Raw genomic sequence first — 18,982 nt, forward strand, 5'->3', positions numbered from 1 at the left:
ATAGTTTTTAATAATTAGCAGCAATATCCGCCGTAGCCGCCAGCATAACCGCCATAACCACCATAGCCACAACCGCCGCCTCCGCCGAAGCAGCTAGCACCGATGATAATTAATAAAATAAACAATACGATTAGAAGCGCAAAACCGCCTCCGCAACCATGTCTGCGGTTACAATCATCATGTCTGTGTTCACACTTTTCGCTCATTACCCTATTCCTCCTTTAGTATCATTCATAACAAGTTCACCTTGCTCTAAATGAGGGGATTCCATTTATATTATGTTTTCAGGGCGAATAGGAAGCTTGGCTTACCTAAAAACGGGCTTGTTTTAGGAATTGGGCTTTATTAAAAAGCGAATGAGCCTTATCCAGATGTAAGCATAAAACATTTGACATACTTTTAATTTCTTACTAATATTTAATTGAACGATCAATCAATTTTTTGATTATACATTTAAATCATATAAATTAGGAGTTGAATAGCGTGACTGATTCTTTTATTGCAGAGGCTAGGCGTGAACAAATTATTCTTGCATGTATTGATACATTAGAAGAGGTTGGATATAACAACTTAAGCTTAACGAAGGTAGCAAAAAAAGCTAAGATTAGCACCGGACTTATTTCTTATCATTTTAACGATAAGCTTTACCTTATGAATCGCACATTACAATTTTTAGTTGCCAAACAACATGAATTTATTAGTAATCGAGTACTATTAGCTCAATCTGAAATAAATAAACTAGAGGCTTTTATTGAAGCACACTTGGCTTATCAAGAAACTCATTACAAAAATAATATTGCCTTAATTGAGATTGTCTTTAATGCAAGAAATGAAGAGAACGTTCCTTATTACAGAATCGAAGACGACGAAGAGGAGGATGCTCTTAGAACGATATTATTAGATATTTTGAAGACTGGTCAACAAAATGGCGTGTTTTCCGATTCTTTCCAAACCGACACATTAGCTTCATTTATTTTAGGAGCAATCGAAGAAAGAATGCTGAAGGCAAATTCATCTATATCCATAGAAAATTACTCAGATGAGCTCATAAAAATGGTGAAGAAACTCACTGTTTAAATATGCCTTGATTAAAAAAATATATATGAAAGGATGAACTACACATGAAAAAGGCATCTGTCATTGGATTAGGTTTTTTAGAAAAATTACTTGCTATAGTAAGCCCAATCCTTTTAGGCATTATTGGATATTTTTCACCTAAATTAATAGAGATTATAAAAAGGATTCCTCTCTTTTCTGATTCAAAAATTATAGAACTTTTAAATTTTATTAACCCCTTCTGGCTTCCTATTATCCTCATGCTAATTGGTGTTTTTGCAGGAATTTTATTTTCTTTAATTATTTATAGTGACGCTTTAAAGATGAACATTACTTCGGAAAGCATTCACGTGAATAAGGACGATCAAAAGAAACAAATCACCAGATCAAATGTAAAAGCCGTTTTTGTAGATAAGCGTCAAGTGGTTATCATTGATCAAGAAGAGCGAGAATGGTTACGTGAAACATCTGACATTAACCCAAGCAAAATTAAAGATACTTTCTTAATGCACGGCTTCCCCTGGGTGGAACAAGATCCTTATAAACATGAGTATAGCTTATGGAAATTAGAGGATGAGCGATTTAATAAAAGCATAAATACTATTTTGTATGAAAGACGAAATGCCCTTCGAGAAGGAAACTCGAAAAAAAAGAAGCATTTACGCAAAGATTTGAATGAGCTAGGAGTCTTTGTCAAAGACGATGGAGAAGATCAGTATGTCCGTTCCATTAAGTAATAGAAAGCACAAAAAACGAATAAAACCTACAGAGGAAATGTAATTTCTCTGTAGGTTTTATTCGTTTAAATCTGACCTCCTCTCCTAAAGAAACATATTCAACAAAAGGGCAAAACCGAATGCAATAAATGATAACAATGTCTCGAGTACCGTCCACGTTTTAAACGTTTCCTTAACCGTCAAACCTAAATACTCTTTTACAAGCCAGAACCCTGCATCATTTACGTGAGAAAACATTAATGAACCTGCACCGGTTGCAATAACGAGAAGCTCTAAATTCACACCAGACATGTGCTGAATAACTGGTGAAACAATCCCTGCTGCTGTCGTTAATGCTACTGTAGCTGAACCTGTTGCAATTCGAATTAAACCAGCTACCATGAAAGCTAATACGATTGGTGATAACGAAATATGTTCTGCCATTTGTGCAATAGCTGTTCCAACGCCGCTTTCAATTAATATTTGTTTAAATCCACCGCCTGCACCAATTATTAAAATAATAGAACCGACAGGCAATAAACTTTCATCTGTTAATTTTTTAATCATCTTTTTATTAATACCTTGTTTGATACCAAGTAAATAAAATGCTGCGAAACATGAAATAAGTAAGGCGATTACTGGACTTCCTATAAACACGAAAAATTCAGTTAATTTTTTCGGTAATGAAATATATGGTGCAACTACTGATAAAATCATCAATACAACTGGTAATAAAATAATAAAGAATGAAACTTTACGACTTGGCAAATCAGTTGATACTGTCGTAACTCGAACAAGCTCCGGTTCATTTTCAGGTATAACCCTCTTATGTACCCACTTTGCAAATATTGGGCCTGCTATAATAGCCGTCGGTAACGCGATAATTAATGAATATAAAAGTACCTTTCCTAAGTTCGCGTTATAAATACCGATTGCAGTCATGGCACCTGGATGCGGAGGTACTAGCCCATGTACGATAGATAATCCCGCAATAACAGGTAAAGCAATTAATAATATGTTTTGCTTCGTTGTTTTTCGAATTGAAATTACAAGTGGTAATAAAATAACAATCCCTACTTCAAAAAAGACGGGAATCCCTATAACAAAACCTGCAAATAACATAGCCCAAGGTAATTTTTTTACGCCGAAAAATCGAATAAAGAAATCTGCAACTTGCATGCCTGCTCCTGAATCAGACATCATTTTCCCGAGTATAGTTCCAAGTGCCAAAATACCAACTAAATGACCTAGTACACTACCAACACCAGTTTCATAGGCAGCCACTATTTTCGTTAAGTTCAGTCCAGACATAATAGCTAAAAACAAACTCGCAACTGTTAAACTAATAAATGCATGCCATTTCCACCATGATACCCCTAAAATAACAATTGTGATCGCAAGTAACGTGACGATTAATAAGTATATATCCATCTCTCATTCTCCTTACTTTTATCCCGATTGGTGTGGGCTAATAATTAGTGGGTGATGCCCTCCTCCACTAATTAAAGTTTTACTTTATAAAAAAAGAGGGAACATCCCCTCTTTTTTATACGTCATAATTCACTACATAATGCTGCATTTCTGTATTGTAGTAGCCTTCGCTATATTCAATTACTTCGCCAACTTCATCATAAGAATAGCGCATACGTTTTAATAACGCTGTTCCCTCTTTTTCACCTAGCGCTTCTGCAACGAAATTAGGTGCAAGCCCAACCGCGAATTCATCTCTGAAGTTTTCTAAATGTATACCTCGGTCCTCAACTAAATCGTAAAGCGATTGTAAATCAAAGTCCGATAAATCTGTACTCGCCATTCGAGCTGAGAAATAGTGCGTATAATGAATATACGGCGTATCATTTAACATATATAGGCGCTCGATACGAAAACTCTCTTTACCGAATAATCGAAACGGCACTGTTCCTTCCTCATTATGAACGATTTCTGCTTTTAATAATTTCTTTTGTACTTTATATCCTTCTTCCACTAACACTTCTGTAAATTTCTTACCCTTTGACAGTTTTGTCGCAGAAGTATTACGAATCACTTTCGTTCCTTTGCCGCTCTTCTTTTCCAAATATCCTTCTTGAGCGAGTTCTTTAATCGCATTACGCACTGTAATCTTACTAACTTTGAACTCTTCTTCTAATTGCGGTTCTGAAGGAATATTCGTATGAATCGCATATACGCCATGCAATATTCGATCACGAATAATATTTTTTATTTGTAAATATAATGGTCCTTTTTTCCTCGTTACGTTCACTGTTACACCCACTACCTTTCTACATCACCTACTGATGCCGTCATCGCCCGAAGTATATCTTTCTCTGATGACATTGGCGTATCACCGACGATTGTATGTGCTAGCATTCCAGCTGCTGACGCAAATGAAACAGCTTTCTCTGGTGCAAACTCTTTTATCTCGCCATGAATAATTCCGCTCGTATAAGCATCTCCAGCACCTATTCTATCATATACAGAAAACGTAAGTGTTTTTGCAAAAGTTAACGAACCATCTTTACATATAAACCCGCGAAGCGAATGTGTATTATCGCTGTTAATAGAGCGATGAGTACCAGCGATTGTAGCGATATGATACGTTTCAGCTACCTTTGGAATAAGATCCAGCAGCTGCGCTTCTCGCTCCGTCTCTTCTGTTTTCATTCCAAGAACGAACATCGCATCTTTTTCGTTCATCATAACGATATCAGCAAGCCCCAGCATTTCTTCATAATGCGGTTTTGCCTGTTCATATCCGTCTTCTCCCCAAAGTGATGGACGATAATTGCAATCAAAAACGACGGTTCCTCCGTTTTCTTTAACTGCTCTCGCTAAAGACTTCATATGATGGCGTACAGTATCATTCATCGCAAGTGTAATACCGCAAAAATGAACGATATCAATCTCCTTAGCAATTTCTTCAAATTGGTACATCTCTTCAGATGCCGTATTGAAGCTACTTTCTAATCGATTCGAATATGTAACGCGGCTTGCACGTGCACCGAATCCATTTTCTAAAAAATACATACCTACATATTTACCGCCTCTTGAAACAAGAGAAGTTTGAATCCCTAACTTTTGAATGTAAGATACAGCTGCATCTCCAACCGAATTTTCCGGTAAAGTTGAAATAAGAAGCCCTTCATGCCCTAAGTGAGAAAGTGCCGCTACAACGTTCACACCTGTACCTGAAAATGAGTAATTTAACGTGTTAGCTTGCGACAACAATTCATATCCAGGTACTTGCAGGCGCATCATTACTTCGCCGAACGCTGCAATTTTCTTACGCATATTGATCAACTAGCTTTTTCACGACTGCTAATAATTCACGAATATCTTCTACTTTCGTATTACCAGTTTCTTTATCAATAATAGAAGAGTATACGTGCGGGATAACTTGCTCTACATTTGCCTCAAGCGCAATACGTACAATTGTTTCAAAGTTTTCTTTATCAATTCCACCTGTTGGCTCTAATGCGAATCCTTCTTCTGCACAAGCTTTCGCAACTGCGCGATATTCTTCTTCGTGAGCTAGCCCTTTCATCGGGAAGTATTTCAATGAATTTCCGCCCATATCACGCACAAGTGCGATTGCTGTTTTAATTGGAACGATTGCTTTTTCTTCTCCAGCCGCACTAATTGGGCCAGTAGAAATATTTACGTAACCTACTTTTCCTGTTGGTGATACTAAACTATTAATCCAGCTATCTTTTTCGCCGAGATTTGCACGCGTTGCTCCAACTGAAGGGAACACTTGGTTAATATGGCTACCAGGATAATGCTTCGCAATTTCAGCCACAACTGCTGCTTGGCGATTATCTCCTGCGCCTAGTCCGATTGATACAGCGTCATCAATTTCTTTTCCGTATGCTTTCATAGCTGTAACAGCTTCTTCTACTGTTGGGTAGTCTTTTGATAACACTCCCACTACTACATAACCTTCTGCTGCTTCAAAAATATCTTTTGCATTTTCTATATTGTTTGCCAATACATTTAATGCTACGCGGCCTTTATAAAAACGTTTTTGAATGTTTGTCATTTTAGTTTCCCCCTACAATCCCTCTCATTTTTTCTTCAATTACATGTATGTCATCACCTTGAAGTGGACGTGGATCGATATCAAAGAACCCTTGTCTTACTCCGTAATCACGTGTGTAAATTGCGATTTCCCCGTCGCGTAATGCAGCCACAACGTCTTTTGCCGATTTATTTAACTCTTTTTCGTTAATATGAATACGTGCTCTAAAGATTGCTCTTCCAGCTTCATCTTGAACGATCGTTACATTTACACCATTTAATTCTTTTAGCGGCATAAGTACTTGTAGCAATTCTTTTTCTTGCTCGCTCTTATCTTCTTTTACTCCGTACTCATCAAGCGCTTGAAGTAAGCCAAATGTTGTTTCTTTCCCAACCTTCATACTTCTTCCAATGCAATGTAATTGCACTTTCAGCCACTCAATATATTTTCGTTTCCCGCCAACAATACCAGAAGTAGGTCCTTCAATCGCCTTTGAACCGCTATAAATAGCAAGATCTGAATACTTCACATATTTTTGAATGTCTTCTTCAGCTGCCGCATCAACGATAAGTGGTACGTTATTTCGCTGCGCTACTTCCCATGCTTCTTCAACAGAAATCATATTTTTTTGCACTGCATGATGTGATTTCACATAAAGAATTGCTGCTGTATTTTCGCCAATCGCATCTTCAATATGTTCTGCTTTCCCTTCATTTGCGTAGCCAACTTCAACGAGTTTTCCTCCACCTAAGTAAATCATCGTTTCAACAGGAGCACCGTATTGAACGTTATGACCTTTTAACATAATCACTTCGTTTTTCGCGATTACTTCTTGATGAAGTCTTTCACTTTTACGGCGATTTCCTTCTGTAACGATACCAGCGATAGAAAGCGCAATTCCGCTCGATGCTGAATTCACAACGACCGCTGCCTCTGAATCTAGAATTCTCGCAATATGGTCTCCTGCTTTATCTACTAAATCAGCAATTTCCACATAATTTTGTCCACCATGTTTCATCGCATCCATTACCGTATCTGTAGGAGCAGATACACCTAAAATACTCATTCTACCGCTCGCATTAATTACTCTTTTTAATCCGTACTTAACATTCAATGACTGACCCATTAATTACAACCCCTTTCGTATCAATTCTTTTTTCAGCAATGCGCTGATCCCCTTCTGAATCAATTAACGTAACCTTCTCATCTTTAACCGTAAATAAAGTTAAGTTTGCAATATCTCCTTCTTGAATACGGCCAAGCTCTGGTTTCTTAAGCCACTCTGCCGCATTTTTCGTAACCGCATCAATCACTTCTTCTAGCGGATAACCTAAGTAAAGGAATTTCGAAAGAACGTGAGCCATACTATACACTGGACCATGTATACGATTCTTCCGGTAAATATCCGTACTAATTGTATGAAAGGCAATATCGTGACACTTCGCCGCTTCTGCTACTTTAAAAGAAAAGCTAGCATTACCGTGACCAACATCTAAATGCACGCCGCGATTCACCGCATCTAACAACACAGGTAGCGGTTTCCCTTCTTCATCAAATAAATTATTTTCTTTCCCGTTTAAATAATGTGTAATCACATCATCTTTTTCTAAAAGAGGTACAACTTCCTCTATACGGGGAGGCGCTGAACCGATATGTACCATAATCGGTAATGATGTTTCTCGAGATAAAGCGCGCGCTACATGCAGCGGTTCAATTCCACTATCACAAACGACACTTTTACTCATTCTCGCCTTTAACCCAACGATTACATCTTTATACTTTTCTACTGCTTCTATCGCTTTCTCTTTATCTATCCATTCCATATTGGATAATTCATCAATTCGTTTCAAACCGATGCGAGAAATATTTAAAAAGGCAAATAAATTTGTCTTTGCCTGCTCTCTACTTTTTACTAAATCTGCAATGCGATCAGCACCGCAACTACCCGCATCAACAATTGTCGTTACCCCTTGCTTAACGCCAATTTCATCTACCTCATCGCCATACGGATCAAACTCTGGAAAAGCGTGAACGTGCAAATCAATCCAGCCACTCGATACGTAAGTACCAGAGTAATCAAGAACCTTTCCACCCTCGCCAGCACCAGCTTTCGTCACCTGTGCGATTTTGTTATTTTCAATTACAATGTCAATCTCTTCCCCGTTCACACGTTTCACATTACGTAGTACGAATCGTTCTGTCATTGTATTTCCACCCTTTTCTATAAGAAGCCATAAGAATACGCTTACATTAAAGTTTCATTTTATATCTCTTTCACACGTTTAGCGTAACACAAAAAAAGGGAGAAGTAAATATAACGTTATAATGTTTAAAAATACATAAAAAGATGCTCCTCCAAAATGCTAATAGTATAGGAAATTATATCAACGATTTTTTGAATATATCTATCATAACTTACAATATATCAACGATTTTTCAATTATATCTATCATAACTTATAATATATTAACGATTCGACAAAGAATATCGATTTACCGACAAAAAACGTCACTTCCTTTCTTATATAAGAAAAGGCTGTCCCAAATGGCACAGCCTTTTTCTCTATTCCTGAACCGTCACAATAACCCCATCCATATTGTTCCCGGAAATTTCATACTGCTTGTTTGCTGGAACGTTCACTTTCGTATTCTCAGAAACTTTATAATAAGAAACAGTATATTTCTTACCTTCTACTTCAGTTGAAACCTCTTTTTCCTCTTTTAAAAACTCTAAATATTCCTCTAGTGTAAAATTCTTTTTTTGCATAATTGCGCTATGAGGTAGGCCGACATAACGGATATGCCATGGCTCATATTGAATTCCAGTAATGTTACTTTTATTTTTCGGATAACGTAATACAAAGCCATGCTTCCATACGTTCTCTTCAATCCATTTTCCTTCAGGCGCTTTCTCCATTTTCTTTTGAGTAGACCCAATGTCCAGTGATAATCCTAAATTATGTTCACTGTATCCTGCTGGAAGTGCATAATCAGATCCCATTTTTTCATATAGCTGTTTTTGCTCTTGGAAATCTCTATAACCACTACTAATCAAAAAATGGTTAACACTTTCTTTTCCAGCCGCATCGACAACGTTCAAAAACTTTTTCACAACATCCTTTGATAAACGAAGATTTCTATCAAATATTACATAACCTCTTACTAATTCACTATTATGATTTACATTTATAACATCAGACCTAATACTATCTTTTTTTACTGGATAATCCCTGTTAACTAATAATAAATCGCCCTTATAAATTTGTTCCTTCGTAATCTCTTTCCCCTCGGTGTTTGCCGCCTTTACTAGCTCATCTTTCCCGACAATTTTAACATCGATTTCCTTTTGAAATAACGGTGATATATAAACGCCTACACATACTGTGCATGCTATAAAAAAAGAAATAAATACCCACTTTTTCATTTCTAGTTCCTCCTTAACGTAACTTACGTATAGAATAGAAAAAACTATTAAAATAAAAAGTGGGGTAAAGTTTAAATTTTTATTAAATTGTTACATTCTCGTCTTTTGGCAATCGTACTTCAAATAGCGTTCTAACTACATTGCTCTCAGCAGAAATCGTACCGTTATGTTGCTCGACAATATTTTTCGCAATAAATAGTCCAAGGCCTGTCCCGCCACGGTTCTCTGTTCTCGCTTTATCACCTGTATAAAACATATCAAAAAGATAAGGTAAATCTTCTTCTGGAATGCTATCTCCGTAATTCATAATTTGTACGACAACTTCTCCATTATCAACATACCCATTCATATCAACAAATTGCCCATCATACCCGTAACGAACGGCATTTGTTAACAAGTTTTCAAATACTCTAGCTAACAATTTCCCATCACCGTGCATCGGTAAATGAGGATCCACATTCAATCTAGCTTCTAAATGATGTTTTTCTAATAACGGATACAATTCCTCCTCTAACTGTATAAGCAACTCACTTATATCAATCGGCTTTTTATCCAGTTTTAGCATGCCATAATTCATACGTGTAATTTCAAATAGCTCATCAATTAAACTTTCCAGTCTTTGCGATTTTGTATATGCAATTGTGGAGAAATGTTTAATTTGTTCTTTTGTTAAATTTTCATCTTTAAGAATTAAATCTAAATATCCTAACACGGATGTTAACGGTGTTCTTAAATCATGAGCTAAATTCACAACGAGCTGATCTTTACTACTTTCAGCAAAATCTCCTCTTTCAACAGCTTCTTTTAACTTTTCACTTGCAACATTTATTTCACGCGCGATATTTCCAAACTCATCATTTGATGAAACTTGAACTTTATTCGTAAAGTTACCGTTCGCAAGATGATGAATCCCATTAGAAATTTCATCAAAGTATTTTAAATACGGTTTTGTCAAAAAGAAGAAAAAGATAATAGATAACGGAATAAAGAAAATTAAAAAGAAGTTAATGTCTCCAAATTCCCTTACCATTGACCTAAATTGTGCTAAAGGCTCTTCGTAGCGAACCATCGTTTTATAATACAACTGCAATCCTTTATAAATTATATAAGTTACAGTTGCTGCAAGCACCATACTTAACGCAAATAAGGCAATCATTTTAAATCGAAAACTTTTCATCATATTAGCCATTGAAAGTATAACCTACTCCCCACACTGTTTTTATTAATTTATCCTTTCTTTTATCTTCTCCAAGTTTCTTCCGCAAAGTACGAATATGTACCATTACTGTATTTCCACCTTCATAATAATCATCCGCCCATACGTGCTGAAAAATATTTTCCACATTGTATACTTTCTTCGGATGACTCGCTAATAAATATAAAATATCGAACTCTTTCGGCGTTAATTCAATTTGCTCACCATACACATCAACCGTCCTGCGCTCAGGATTAATTACGACTCCGCCTATTTCTAAAGCAGATTTACTCTCCGCTACTTTCGGTTGATTTAACGTAAAAAACCTACGCAGTTGTGCATTTACACGTGCAACTAATTCTATCGGTGTGAAAGGCTTCGTCATATAATCATCCGCACCTAGTACAAGACCTGTCACCTTATCAAAGTCCGAAGTTTTCGCGCTTAAAAAAATAATTGGCATATGATGTTTCGCGCGAATTTGACGCGTCACCTCATAACCATCCATTTTCGGCATCATAATATCTAAAACTACCAAGTCGATTGGCTGCGTTTCAATAATATGAACCGCCTCTTCCCCATCCGCTGCTTTCACAACATGGTACCCTTCTTTTTCTAAATGTATCTCAATTAAGTCAGCAATTTCCGCCTCATCATCAGCTATTAAAATTGAAATGCGCTTCATTTTACTCCCCCTTTTTCATTCCATTTTTATACGCTCGATTGTAAACTAGTCTATCCAATTTGTACAATACGAAAAGGCTACTCGTTAAAGTAACCTTGGTAAATAAAATTATATCAGCGATTTTCCAATTATATCGACCGTAACTCAAATTATATCAGCGATTATTGAAATATATCGACTTACCGACAATGAACGACAAAATCCTCTCGCTACTTGCGGGCATCCTAATGAAACTTCCATTTACCGCTCAAAAACAATCCGCTGCTTCGTAATTTCTTCCAATCTTTCGCGGTCAACTTTATACTCAGCTTCAACACTTTGCGGTACAATCACTTTCCCGCCCTCAAGCGTCACTTCCGGTGAAATAATATCCCTCTGCCAATGTCTACTAGAAGCGGATATATCACCAGGAATCGTAAAGTTCGGCAGTGAAGCAAGAGCAACATTTTGCGCTCGTGAAACCCCCATTTCTACCATACCACCGCACCAAACGGGTATGTTATGCTCCATGCAATAATTATGAATTTGAACCGACTCTGTTAATCCGCCCACTCGCCCTGGCTTAATGTTAACGATGCGGCAACTACCAAGCGTAATCGCAACGCGTGCGTCTTCTAAACCATGAATACTTTCATCTAAACAAATCGGCGTTTCAATTTTCTTTTGCAACTCCGCGTGATCAAGAAAATCGTAATCCGCTAACGGTTGTTCAATCATCATTAATTGGAATTCATCTAGTCGTTTCAGCCTCTCTGTATCCGCTAATGTATATGCTGAATTTGCATCAGCCATTAGCGGGATATGCGGAAACTCTTTTCGAATTTCTTTTAATAACTCATAATCATGCTCTGGCTTTATTTTCACTTTAAAACGCTCGTATCCTTCTTCCGCGTACTTCTCGATTTGTTTTAACATAACTGGAATCGTATTAAGGCCAATTACAACGCCGACTTCAATTTCATGACTAGTTCCGCCAAGTACTGTCGCTAGCGATTTCTTTTGACGCTTCGCATATAAATCCCAAACAGCCCCCTCTATTCCGGCTTTTGCCATTCGGTTTCTTTTTATATGTTGAAATAGACCCGGTACCTCATTCGGATGAGAAATTTCAGCCTTTAATAAATCAGGTATTAAAAAGTCTTGCAGTACATGCAGCGCTGTCTTCACCGTTTCTTCCGTATACCACGGTTCAGAGAATGCAACGACTTCCCCAAATCCGATGTACCCGTCCGTATCCTCTAATTCAATAACGATACTCTCACGCTTTTCGTAAGTCCCGTAGCTTGCAGCAAACGGGATTACGAGTGGCATTTCCGTTATATACAGTGTCGCTTTTTTTATTTCCACCTACATCTCCTCCACTAATTGTCTTAACTCTCGTCTTAACAATTTTTTCGAAGCGTTACGTGGTAATTCCTCTAAGAAACATGCTTTCTTCGGCACTTTATATTTCGCTAACTTCTCCTCGCAAAAATGAAGAATTTCTTCTTCTGTTACCGCCCCGCTTTTCACAACAAAAGCAGCTGGTACTTGTCCCCATTTATCGTCAGCCATGCCGACAACACCAGCTTCCGCTACTGCCGGATGAGAAAGCAACACTTCTTCAATTTGAGCTGGATATATATTCTCTCCGCCAGAAATAATTAAATCACTGCGACGATCTAATACGTATAAAAACCCTTCTTCGTCTAAATAACCGAGGTCGCCAGTATGAAGCCATCCGTTTTGAATAGTCTCTCGCGTCGCATCTTCACGGTTAAAGTAACCGCCTGTTACGTTCGGTCCTTTTACTACAATCTCACCTTCCGCAAATGGTGGCACTACTACGCCATCTTTTTCAATACGAAGTTGGCACTGAAATAGTGGTTTTCCAGCTGATCCTACTTTCGTTAACATGTAATCTGCGGATAACGTACAAATTTGCGAAGATGTTTCTGTCATACCGTACGTTTGATATACAGGAATCCCTTTTTCTACACATGCTTCTAATAGTGGTTTTGGCGCTGGCCCTCCGCCAAGTAACATGCATCGTAAAGAAGATGGATATGTCTCTTCTCCAAGTCGCTCTAATAAATCAGTTAACATTTTAGAAACGACAGAAATAATTGTTACTCCTCTCGTTTGAAGTGCTTTATGAATAAAATCAGCATCATATTTCGGAACAAGTAAAATACGCATGCCGTACATAATGTTTTTCATTAAAAGAGATAGCCCGCCAACATGGAACATCGGCATGCAGGCTAACCAACAATCATCATCACGAAGTCCTAAATTAAGCGACGAACCGACTGCGCTTGCCCAATGATTGCCGTACGTTAAAATAACGCCTTTCGGTTTGCCTGTCGTCCCAGACGTATAAATAATTGTCATCGCTTCTTCTAAAGAAAACTCTTCTTGTATAGAGGCTTCCTCTTTTGGTCCATTCATCACTTCGGCGAATGAATAAACAGGAACATCTTTAGCATCAAAATCTTGATCCGTTACTAAACAAACAACTTCAGCATCATCCATTTGCCAAAGTAGCTCTTCTCTTGAAAGACGCGTATTTAAAAGCACAGCTACTGCACCTACATAAGATAGGGCGTGAATAACTGTAATCATCTCCATACCATTTTTCATCAGAACAGCCACCTTTTGCCCTCGCTCCACTCCAACATGCGTGAGGTGTTCACAAACAGATACTACTTTTTCATGTAGCTCCATAAAAGTAACTTTCTCTTCCTCTATTTCAATTGCAGTGCGATCTGGTGTTAAAAATGCACGTTGCATTAACCAATTTGGCATCGTCTCCATCATTCATTCTCCTTTCATGAAAGAAAGAGACTTGATATGATATCAAGTCTCTTAGTTGTTTTGTTTCCGGTTTAATCTGATCTAGCTACGCCTCCTAGCCCCTTCCGTCTAAGAACCTTCCGCACGAGAAAGTAAAAAACACTTTCTGTGCGAAAGAACCTTAGCCAACGGGGCTAAACAGTCGGCTCCGCTTTCATCACGGGAAACGAGGGAATTGACCGAAGTCCGGACTGCGTTTTTCTTTGAATGCGTCGCGACCTTCTTTTGCTTCGTCAGTTGTGTAGTACAATAACGTTGCATCTCCAGCTAGTTGTTGAATACCAGCTAGACCGTCCGTGTCTGCGTTGAATGCAGCTTTTAGGAAACGAAGTGCCATTGGGCTGTTTGCTAAAATTTCTTGTGCCCATTGTACTGTTTCTGCTTCAAGCTCTTCTAATGGTACTACTGTGTTTACTAAGCCCATATCAAGCGCTTCTTGTGCATTGTATTGACGGCATAGGTACCAAATTTCACGAGCTTTCTTGTGGCCTACCATACGAGCTAAGTAACCAGCTCCGTATCCACCGTCAAAGCTTCCTACTTTAGGACCTGTTTGTCCGAATACAGCGTTGTCTGCAGCGATTGTTAAGTCACATACGATATGAAGTACGTGTCCTCCACCGATTGCATAACCTGCTACCATTGCGATAACTGGTTTAGGAATTGCGCGAATTAGACGTTGTAAGTCTAATACGTTTAAACGAGGGATTTGGTCGTCACCTACATATCCACCATGACCGCGAACTTTTTGGTCGCCGCCAGAACAGAATGCACGTCCACCTTCACCTGTTAAAATGATAACGCCAACATTTGCATCATCACGAGCTTGTGCAAAAGCATCGATTAACTCCATTACCGTTTTTGGACGGAATGCGTTATGTACTTCAGGACGGTTAATCGAAATCTTTGCGATACCATTGTATGTTGAATAAATAATATCTTCGTAATTGCCTTCTTTTACCCATTCAATAGCCATTACAACTACCTCCTTGTATATTTCTGATTTCACCTATAAGTGTGGCTTCCTTCTTGCTGAAAAAAGTATCACTGCATAGTTTTTAGAAATCCCTTTACTATTGTATCAAACTTTTCCGGTTGTTCCACATGAATTGCATGGCCAGCACCATGAATTTTGACAAATTTCGCATCAGAGACGCATTTTTCGATGTTTTTTAATATGCGGAAGAACTTTTCATCATATTCTCCGTTCATTAAAAGAACAGGTATTTTTAAGTTTTTCAGCTCATCCCACCATGAAGGCTGAGCCCCAGTTCCCATGCCGCGCAAGCTATTTGCGAGCCCTTTTGGGTTGTTAGCAAGCCTCTCTTTTTGTACCGCTTCTTGTACGTTTTTTGCTAAACGTTTTTGCGTTTCAAAAAGTGGAATATCTTCCCATATGGATACAAAACTTTCTATGCCTTCTCGCTCAATTTTATCGGCAAGTCGATCATCTTTTTCACGACGTTCTTTTCTATCCTCTTCGTTTTCGAGCCCAGCTGTACAGTTTTCTAATAAAAGAGAGTGTACATAATCTGGATATAGACATGCCATCGTAATCGCCAATCTACCGCCCATTGAATAGCCAAGTATATGTACTTTTTCAATATGAAGGTAATCTAATAGTTCTTTCATTTGCAATGCCACATTTCGGATGTCATAATGCGTCACATCTTCAGAGCTTTCCGTTTTTCCGTGCCCAACAATATCTACTAAAATGACTTGAAACTGCTCGCTCCAAGAAGGAACGAAGGAACGCCACGTTTCCATGCTTCCCGTAAAACCATGAAGAAGTAGAAGTGGTTCCCCGCTTCCAACTACTTCATATTCATACGATACACCTTGCAGTGTTACGTTCATTTTGATTCACCTTGCAACGATGTAGTAATTACGTCCTGTGTTTTTGCCCATAACGTACGGTGCAATGTTAAGTTTTCATCACGGTTCGTACAAATTTCCACAACGTGTAAACCTTTTGTCGTTGCTCCCTTTTGTACTTCTTCACGGAATTGCTCCCAACCATTTACACGGCTAAATGAACCACCGTACATTTTGACAACGTGCTCATAATCAAGTCCAATTGGTGTTCCAAATAATGATTCAAAATGTTCCTTTTTCTCATATTGTGGTAAGAATGAGAAAATACCCCCGCCATCATTATTTACAACGACAATTGTTATGTTTAATTCATGTAATTTCGCTGCTAATAGCCCATTTAAATCGTGATAAAATGATAAATCACCAATCACTAATACAAGTGGATCGCAAATAATGCTCGCTCCTAAAGCTGTCGAAATGATTCCATCAATACCATTTACGCCACGGTTTGCCATCACATGGATGTTTTTATCCGATGTGAAGAAGAATGAGTCTGTATCACGAATTGGCATACTATTGCTCGCAAATAACGTTGCGTCTTCTGGTAATACGCGCACAATATCTGTAATAACCTTTCCTTCAAATGCAGTTTCATATGTTTCCATTTCACGAAGCGTTTCCTTCGTTTTTTCGTTTATATGTTGCCACATTACGAACCAATCATTCTTCTTCATAACTGGCATTTTTTCTATTACTGCCTTGCAGAATTCAACGTCACTTGCTTGCACAACTTCTGTCGCAACAAGAGCTGGATCTCTCCATTGTCCTGATTCATCGACAACGATATGAACTGCTTTCGTTTGTTTTTTTATGAACTGCGTTAATGATTTAGAAATAGGCATACCACCAAAGCGAATTAACACGTCCGGTTTCCATTTTTCTTTTAACTGCTCATTTCGTAAAAATGTATCATAACAGTCAATTACCATCGTTTTATCGTGGTGTCCGCTACGAATATTAGAAAGTGGGTCTGCTAATATAGGATAGCCAGTTTTTTCAGCTAGTTGCGTTGCAAACATTGCAATTTCTGAATGACTATCATCTCCACAAATAATAAGCCCCTTTTCCATATGTGAAAGGCGCCCTACAAGAGAATCTACATATTCACTCGGCATCGTCACGTTTCCTTGCTGAACTACTCCTGTATATTCACTACGTCCTTTATCCCATAAGCTTTCTAGTGAGAAATCAGGGATAAGTGGCTCGCGAACTGGAAAATTAAGATGAACAGGACCCTGCGGCGCTAAACAAGCATTTGCTACTATGCGCTGCGTCGTCATACGAGCGTAATGATACATCGCTTCACTCGCTTCTGGCAGTGCCATCTCTGTAAATTGTTTCACAAAAGTACCGTATAAATTAAATTGATTCATTGCTTGTGGTGCACCCACATCTCTTAATTCATGCGGTCTATCCGCTGTTAAGACGATAAGCGGGACCCTTGAATGAAAAGCTTCACATACAGCTGGATAGTAATTAGCTGCTGCTGTTCCTGACGTACATAATAATGCTACTGGGCGTTTTTTCGCTTTCGCAATACCGAGCGCGAAAAATCCAGCTGATCTTTCATCTACATGTAAATATGTGTTCATTCCTTCGTGTTGTTCCATTAGTAAAGCAATCGGTGTTGACCGTGAGCCTGGACTAATGACAACATCACATACATCTAGACGCGTCAGTTCATCCACGAACGCGCCTAAATAATATGATAATGCTTCTATATGATTGTTCATTTCATTAATTCCTCCAAAGCACCAAGCATCGGTCTAAACTTCAAACTTGTTTCTTCATATTCAAGCTGCGGGATTGAATCAATTACAATACCACAACCGGCAAATAAGGATGCTTTCTCGCCATTTAATAATCCGCAGCGCAGCGCAACCGCAAATTCACCATTTCCTTCATCATCTATCCAGCCAATCGGTGCACCATACAACCCTCTGTCTAACAATTCAACATCACGGATCAGTTTCATCGCTTCCAAACGAGGTGTCCCGCCAAGAGCTGGTGTTGGATGTAATTCTTCTACCATTGTTAAAAGATTCGCATCGCCTTTTGCTTCTACAGGCGTATATAAGTGAATTAAGTTTTTCGTTGTTAATAAACCTGGGCTTTCCGGAATATTAACGTATTCGCAATGTTCATTTAGTACCGAGCGGATCATGTTAACAACATAACCATGTTCAGCTAAATTCTTTTCATCATGAAGAAGCGCATTACTATTTCGTTCACTTTCTTCTATAGAATGACCATGACCGATTGAACCAGCAAGACACATCGATGTAAATTTCTCATCTTCTTTGCGAATTAATCTCTCAGGCGTCGCTCCTAAGAAGCATGCTCCTTTATAATCAAAAGAAAATACGTAACAATCCGGTTGACCAATGCGAAGTGCTTCTAAAACAAGAGCAGAATCAATCGAATGGTTCATCTCTACTTTTAGTTCCCTCGCCAATACAACCTTCTGCACGTTACCCTGCTTCATCTCATCTTGTACTTTTTCAATTGCTTTCATCCAGCCTTTCGGATCCACTTCTACTTTAGAAATAACAGTTAATTTCGATCCGTTTAGCGCACATTTACTCTCCTCAAAAATTTTCTCTTCTAAAGAAATCATTTCATTATAAAGAGTTTCTGCACAATCTGTTGCTGCAACAAATGTATTCATCGTTAACCATGCTTTTTCATTTTTTACAGTTAATAAAAATGCTGGTAGTGAAAATGTCGTATCTTTAAATTCTTTCCATATGTCCGTTTTCTCTTTTTCTGGATCAAATGAAAAACCACCAAATAAAAGCGGACCCGTTCCAAATTCATATTCATCTCTTTGGACAAATGCATTCTCTTTTACTTTCTCCCACTCGTCACGAGCGGTTTGAAAGCGCTTATGAGAAGAATTTGCTATAGTGAAAACAGAGCCAATTCCTGCAAATATTACATGCTGAGCCGGGTCTGCAAAATAACATCTATTTTCGAATGAAATCCTTTTTCCTGCTGCATAGAACAGAAGCGGATCCACCCAGTCTATTTGTTTTACAAAACTAACCAATGTTTTTTCGTTAGTTGCACGCTTGATAGCTGCAATAAGAACTTCTTGCAAGCCTTTTTGTTTCGTTTGAATCACAATTGTCTCCCCCCTATGGGCGAAAAATAGTCATAATTACGCTTGATTTTAAGATACACCT

18 protein-coding genes are annotated in these 18,982 nt (G+C 38.2%); 2 read left to right on the forward strand and 16 right to left on the reverse strand.

What is annotated here, in order from left to right; all coding sequences use genetic code 11:
• Nucleotides 1–14: 14 nt before the first annotated feature.
• Nucleotides 15–206 carry a YjcZ family sporulation protein gene (locus QCI81_RS11125; RefSeq protein ID WP_001290392.1) on the reverse strand — a complete coding sequence of 64 codons (192 nt, stop codon included), beginning with the start codon at nucleotides 204–206 and terminating at the stop codon, nucleotides 15–17.
• A 277-nt stretch (nucleotides 207–483) separates the two neighbouring features.
• Between QCI81_RS11125 and QCI81_RS11130 the strand changes: the two genes are divergently transcribed.
• On the forward strand, nucleotides 484–1,077 hold the full coding sequence (locus tag QCI81_RS11130; RefSeq protein ID WP_063246442.1) for a TetR/AcrR family transcriptional regulator: 594 nt from the start codon (nucleotides 484–486) through the stop codon (nucleotides 1,075–1,077).
• A 44-nt stretch (nucleotides 1,078–1,121) separates the two neighbouring features.
• Nucleotides 1,122–1,793, forward strand: coding sequence for a YqeB family protein (locus QCI81_RS11135; RefSeq protein WP_000710352.1), 672 nt, complete (start codon nucleotides 1,122–1,124; stop codon nucleotides 1,791–1,793).
• An 84-nt stretch (nucleotides 1,794–1,877) separates the two neighbouring features.
• Here QCI81_RS11135 and gntP read toward each other — a convergent pair whose 3' ends face one another.
• From gntP to QCI81_RS11210, 15 genes are all read right to left on the reverse strand, one after another.
• Nucleotides 1,878–3,203, reverse strand: a complete 1,326-nt coding sequence (gntP, locus tag QCI81_RS11140) for a gluconate permease GntP (protein WP_000356187.1) — start codon at nucleotides 3,201–3,203, stop codon at nucleotides 1,878–1,880.
• Nucleotides 3,204–3,318: 115 nt separating this feature from the next.
• Nucleotides 3,319–4,044, reverse strand: a complete 726-nt coding sequence (locus tag QCI81_RS11145; protein ID WP_000539259.1) for a GntR family transcriptional regulator — start codon at nucleotides 4,042–4,044, stop codon at nucleotides 3,319–3,321.
• Complete coding sequence (locus QCI81_RS11150) at nucleotides 4,044–5,060, reverse strand: sugar kinase (protein ID WP_063548895.1); 1,017 nt, start codon at nucleotides 5,058–5,060, stop codon at nucleotides 4,044–4,046. The genes QCI81_RS11145 and QCI81_RS11150 overlap by 1 nt, the downstream gene beginning before the upstream one ends.
• Complete coding sequence (gene dagF / locus QCI81_RS11155; protein WP_353810733.1) at nucleotides 5,053–5,808, reverse strand: 2-dehydro-3-deoxy-phosphogluconate aldolase; 756 nt, start codon at nucleotides 5,806–5,808, stop codon at nucleotides 5,053–5,055. The genes QCI81_RS11150 and dagF overlap by 8 nt, the downstream gene beginning before the upstream one ends.
• 1 nt (nucleotide 5,809) lies before the next feature.
• A complete protein-coding gene (locus tag QCI81_RS11160; RefSeq protein WP_353810734.1) occupies nucleotides 5,810–6,913 on the reverse strand; it encodes a DgaE family pyridoxal phosphate-dependent ammonia lyase in 1,104 nt (367 codons plus the stop codon).
• Nucleotides 6,891–7,991 carry an amidohydrolase/deacetylase family metallohydrolase gene (locus QCI81_RS11165; protein ID WP_353810735.1) on the reverse strand — a complete coding sequence of 367 codons (1,101 nt, stop codon included), beginning with the start codon at nucleotides 7,989–7,991 and terminating at the stop codon, nucleotides 6,891–6,893. The genes QCI81_RS11160 and QCI81_RS11165 overlap by 23 nt, the downstream gene beginning before the upstream one ends.
• Before the next feature lie 358 nt (nucleotides 7,992–8,349).
• Entirely contained in the window at nucleotides 8,350–9,210 is an 861-nt protein-coding gene (locus QCI81_RS11170; RefSeq protein WP_353810736.1) for a M15 family metallopeptidase, read from the reverse strand.
• Between the two features lie 82 nt (nucleotides 9,211–9,292).
• Nucleotides 9,293–10,399, reverse strand: coding sequence for a sensor histidine kinase (locus tag QCI81_RS11175; protein ID WP_000002602.1), 1,107 nt, complete (start codon nucleotides 10,397–10,399; stop codon nucleotides 9,293–9,295).
• Nucleotides 10,392–11,090 carry a response regulator transcription factor gene (locus tag QCI81_RS11180; protein WP_000822510.1) on the reverse strand — a complete coding sequence of 233 codons (699 nt, stop codon included), beginning with the start codon at nucleotides 11,088–11,090 and terminating at the stop codon, nucleotides 10,392–10,394. The genes QCI81_RS11175 and QCI81_RS11180 overlap by 8 nt, the downstream gene beginning before the upstream one ends.
• Before the next feature lie 240 nt (nucleotides 11,091–11,330).
• On the reverse strand, nucleotides 11,331–12,437 hold the full coding sequence (gene menC, locus QCI81_RS11185) for an o-succinylbenzoate synthase (protein WP_098519337.1): 1,107 nt from the start codon (nucleotides 12,435–12,437) through the stop codon (nucleotides 11,331–11,333).
• Complete coding sequence (locus QCI81_RS11190) at nucleotides 12,438–13,883, reverse strand: o-succinylbenzoate--CoA ligase (protein WP_353810737.1); 1,446 nt, start codon at nucleotides 13,881–13,883, stop codon at nucleotides 12,438–12,440.
• Between the two features lie 196 nt (nucleotides 13,884–14,079).
• A complete protein-coding gene (gene menB, locus QCI81_RS11195; RefSeq protein WP_000963881.1) occupies nucleotides 14,080–14,898 on the reverse strand; it encodes a 1,4-dihydroxy-2-naphthoyl-CoA synthase in 819 nt (272 codons plus the stop codon).
• Between the two features lie 68 nt (nucleotides 14,899–14,966).
• On the reverse strand, nucleotides 14,967–15,779 hold the full coding sequence (gene menH / locus QCI81_RS11200; protein ID WP_353810738.1) for a 2-succinyl-6-hydroxy-2,4-cyclohexadiene-1-carboxylate synthase: 813 nt from the start codon (nucleotides 15,777–15,779) through the stop codon (nucleotides 14,967–14,969).
• Nucleotides 15,776–17,530 (reverse strand): 2-succinyl-5-enolpyruvyl-6-hydroxy-3-cyclohexene-1-carboxylic-acid synthase, encoded by a 1,755-nt coding sequence (gene menD, locus QCI81_RS11205; RefSeq protein WP_353810739.1) that lies wholly within the window; start codon nucleotides 17,528–17,530, stop codon nucleotides 15,776–15,778. Before menD ends, menH begins: the two co-directional genes overlap by 4 nt.
• Nucleotides 17,527–18,921, reverse strand: coding sequence for an isochorismate synthase (locus tag QCI81_RS11210; protein ID WP_353810740.1), 1,395 nt, complete (start codon nucleotides 18,919–18,921; stop codon nucleotides 17,527–17,529). The genes menD and QCI81_RS11210 overlap by 4 nt, the downstream gene beginning before the upstream one ends.
• Nucleotides 18,922–18,982: the final 61 nt, after the last annotated feature.

It is taken from the genome of Bacillus cereus group sp. MG20, assembly GCF_040459885.1.
GTDB classification, from domain to species: Bacteria; Bacillota; Bacilli; order Bacillales; family Bacillaceae_G; genus Bacillus_A; species Bacillus_A cereus.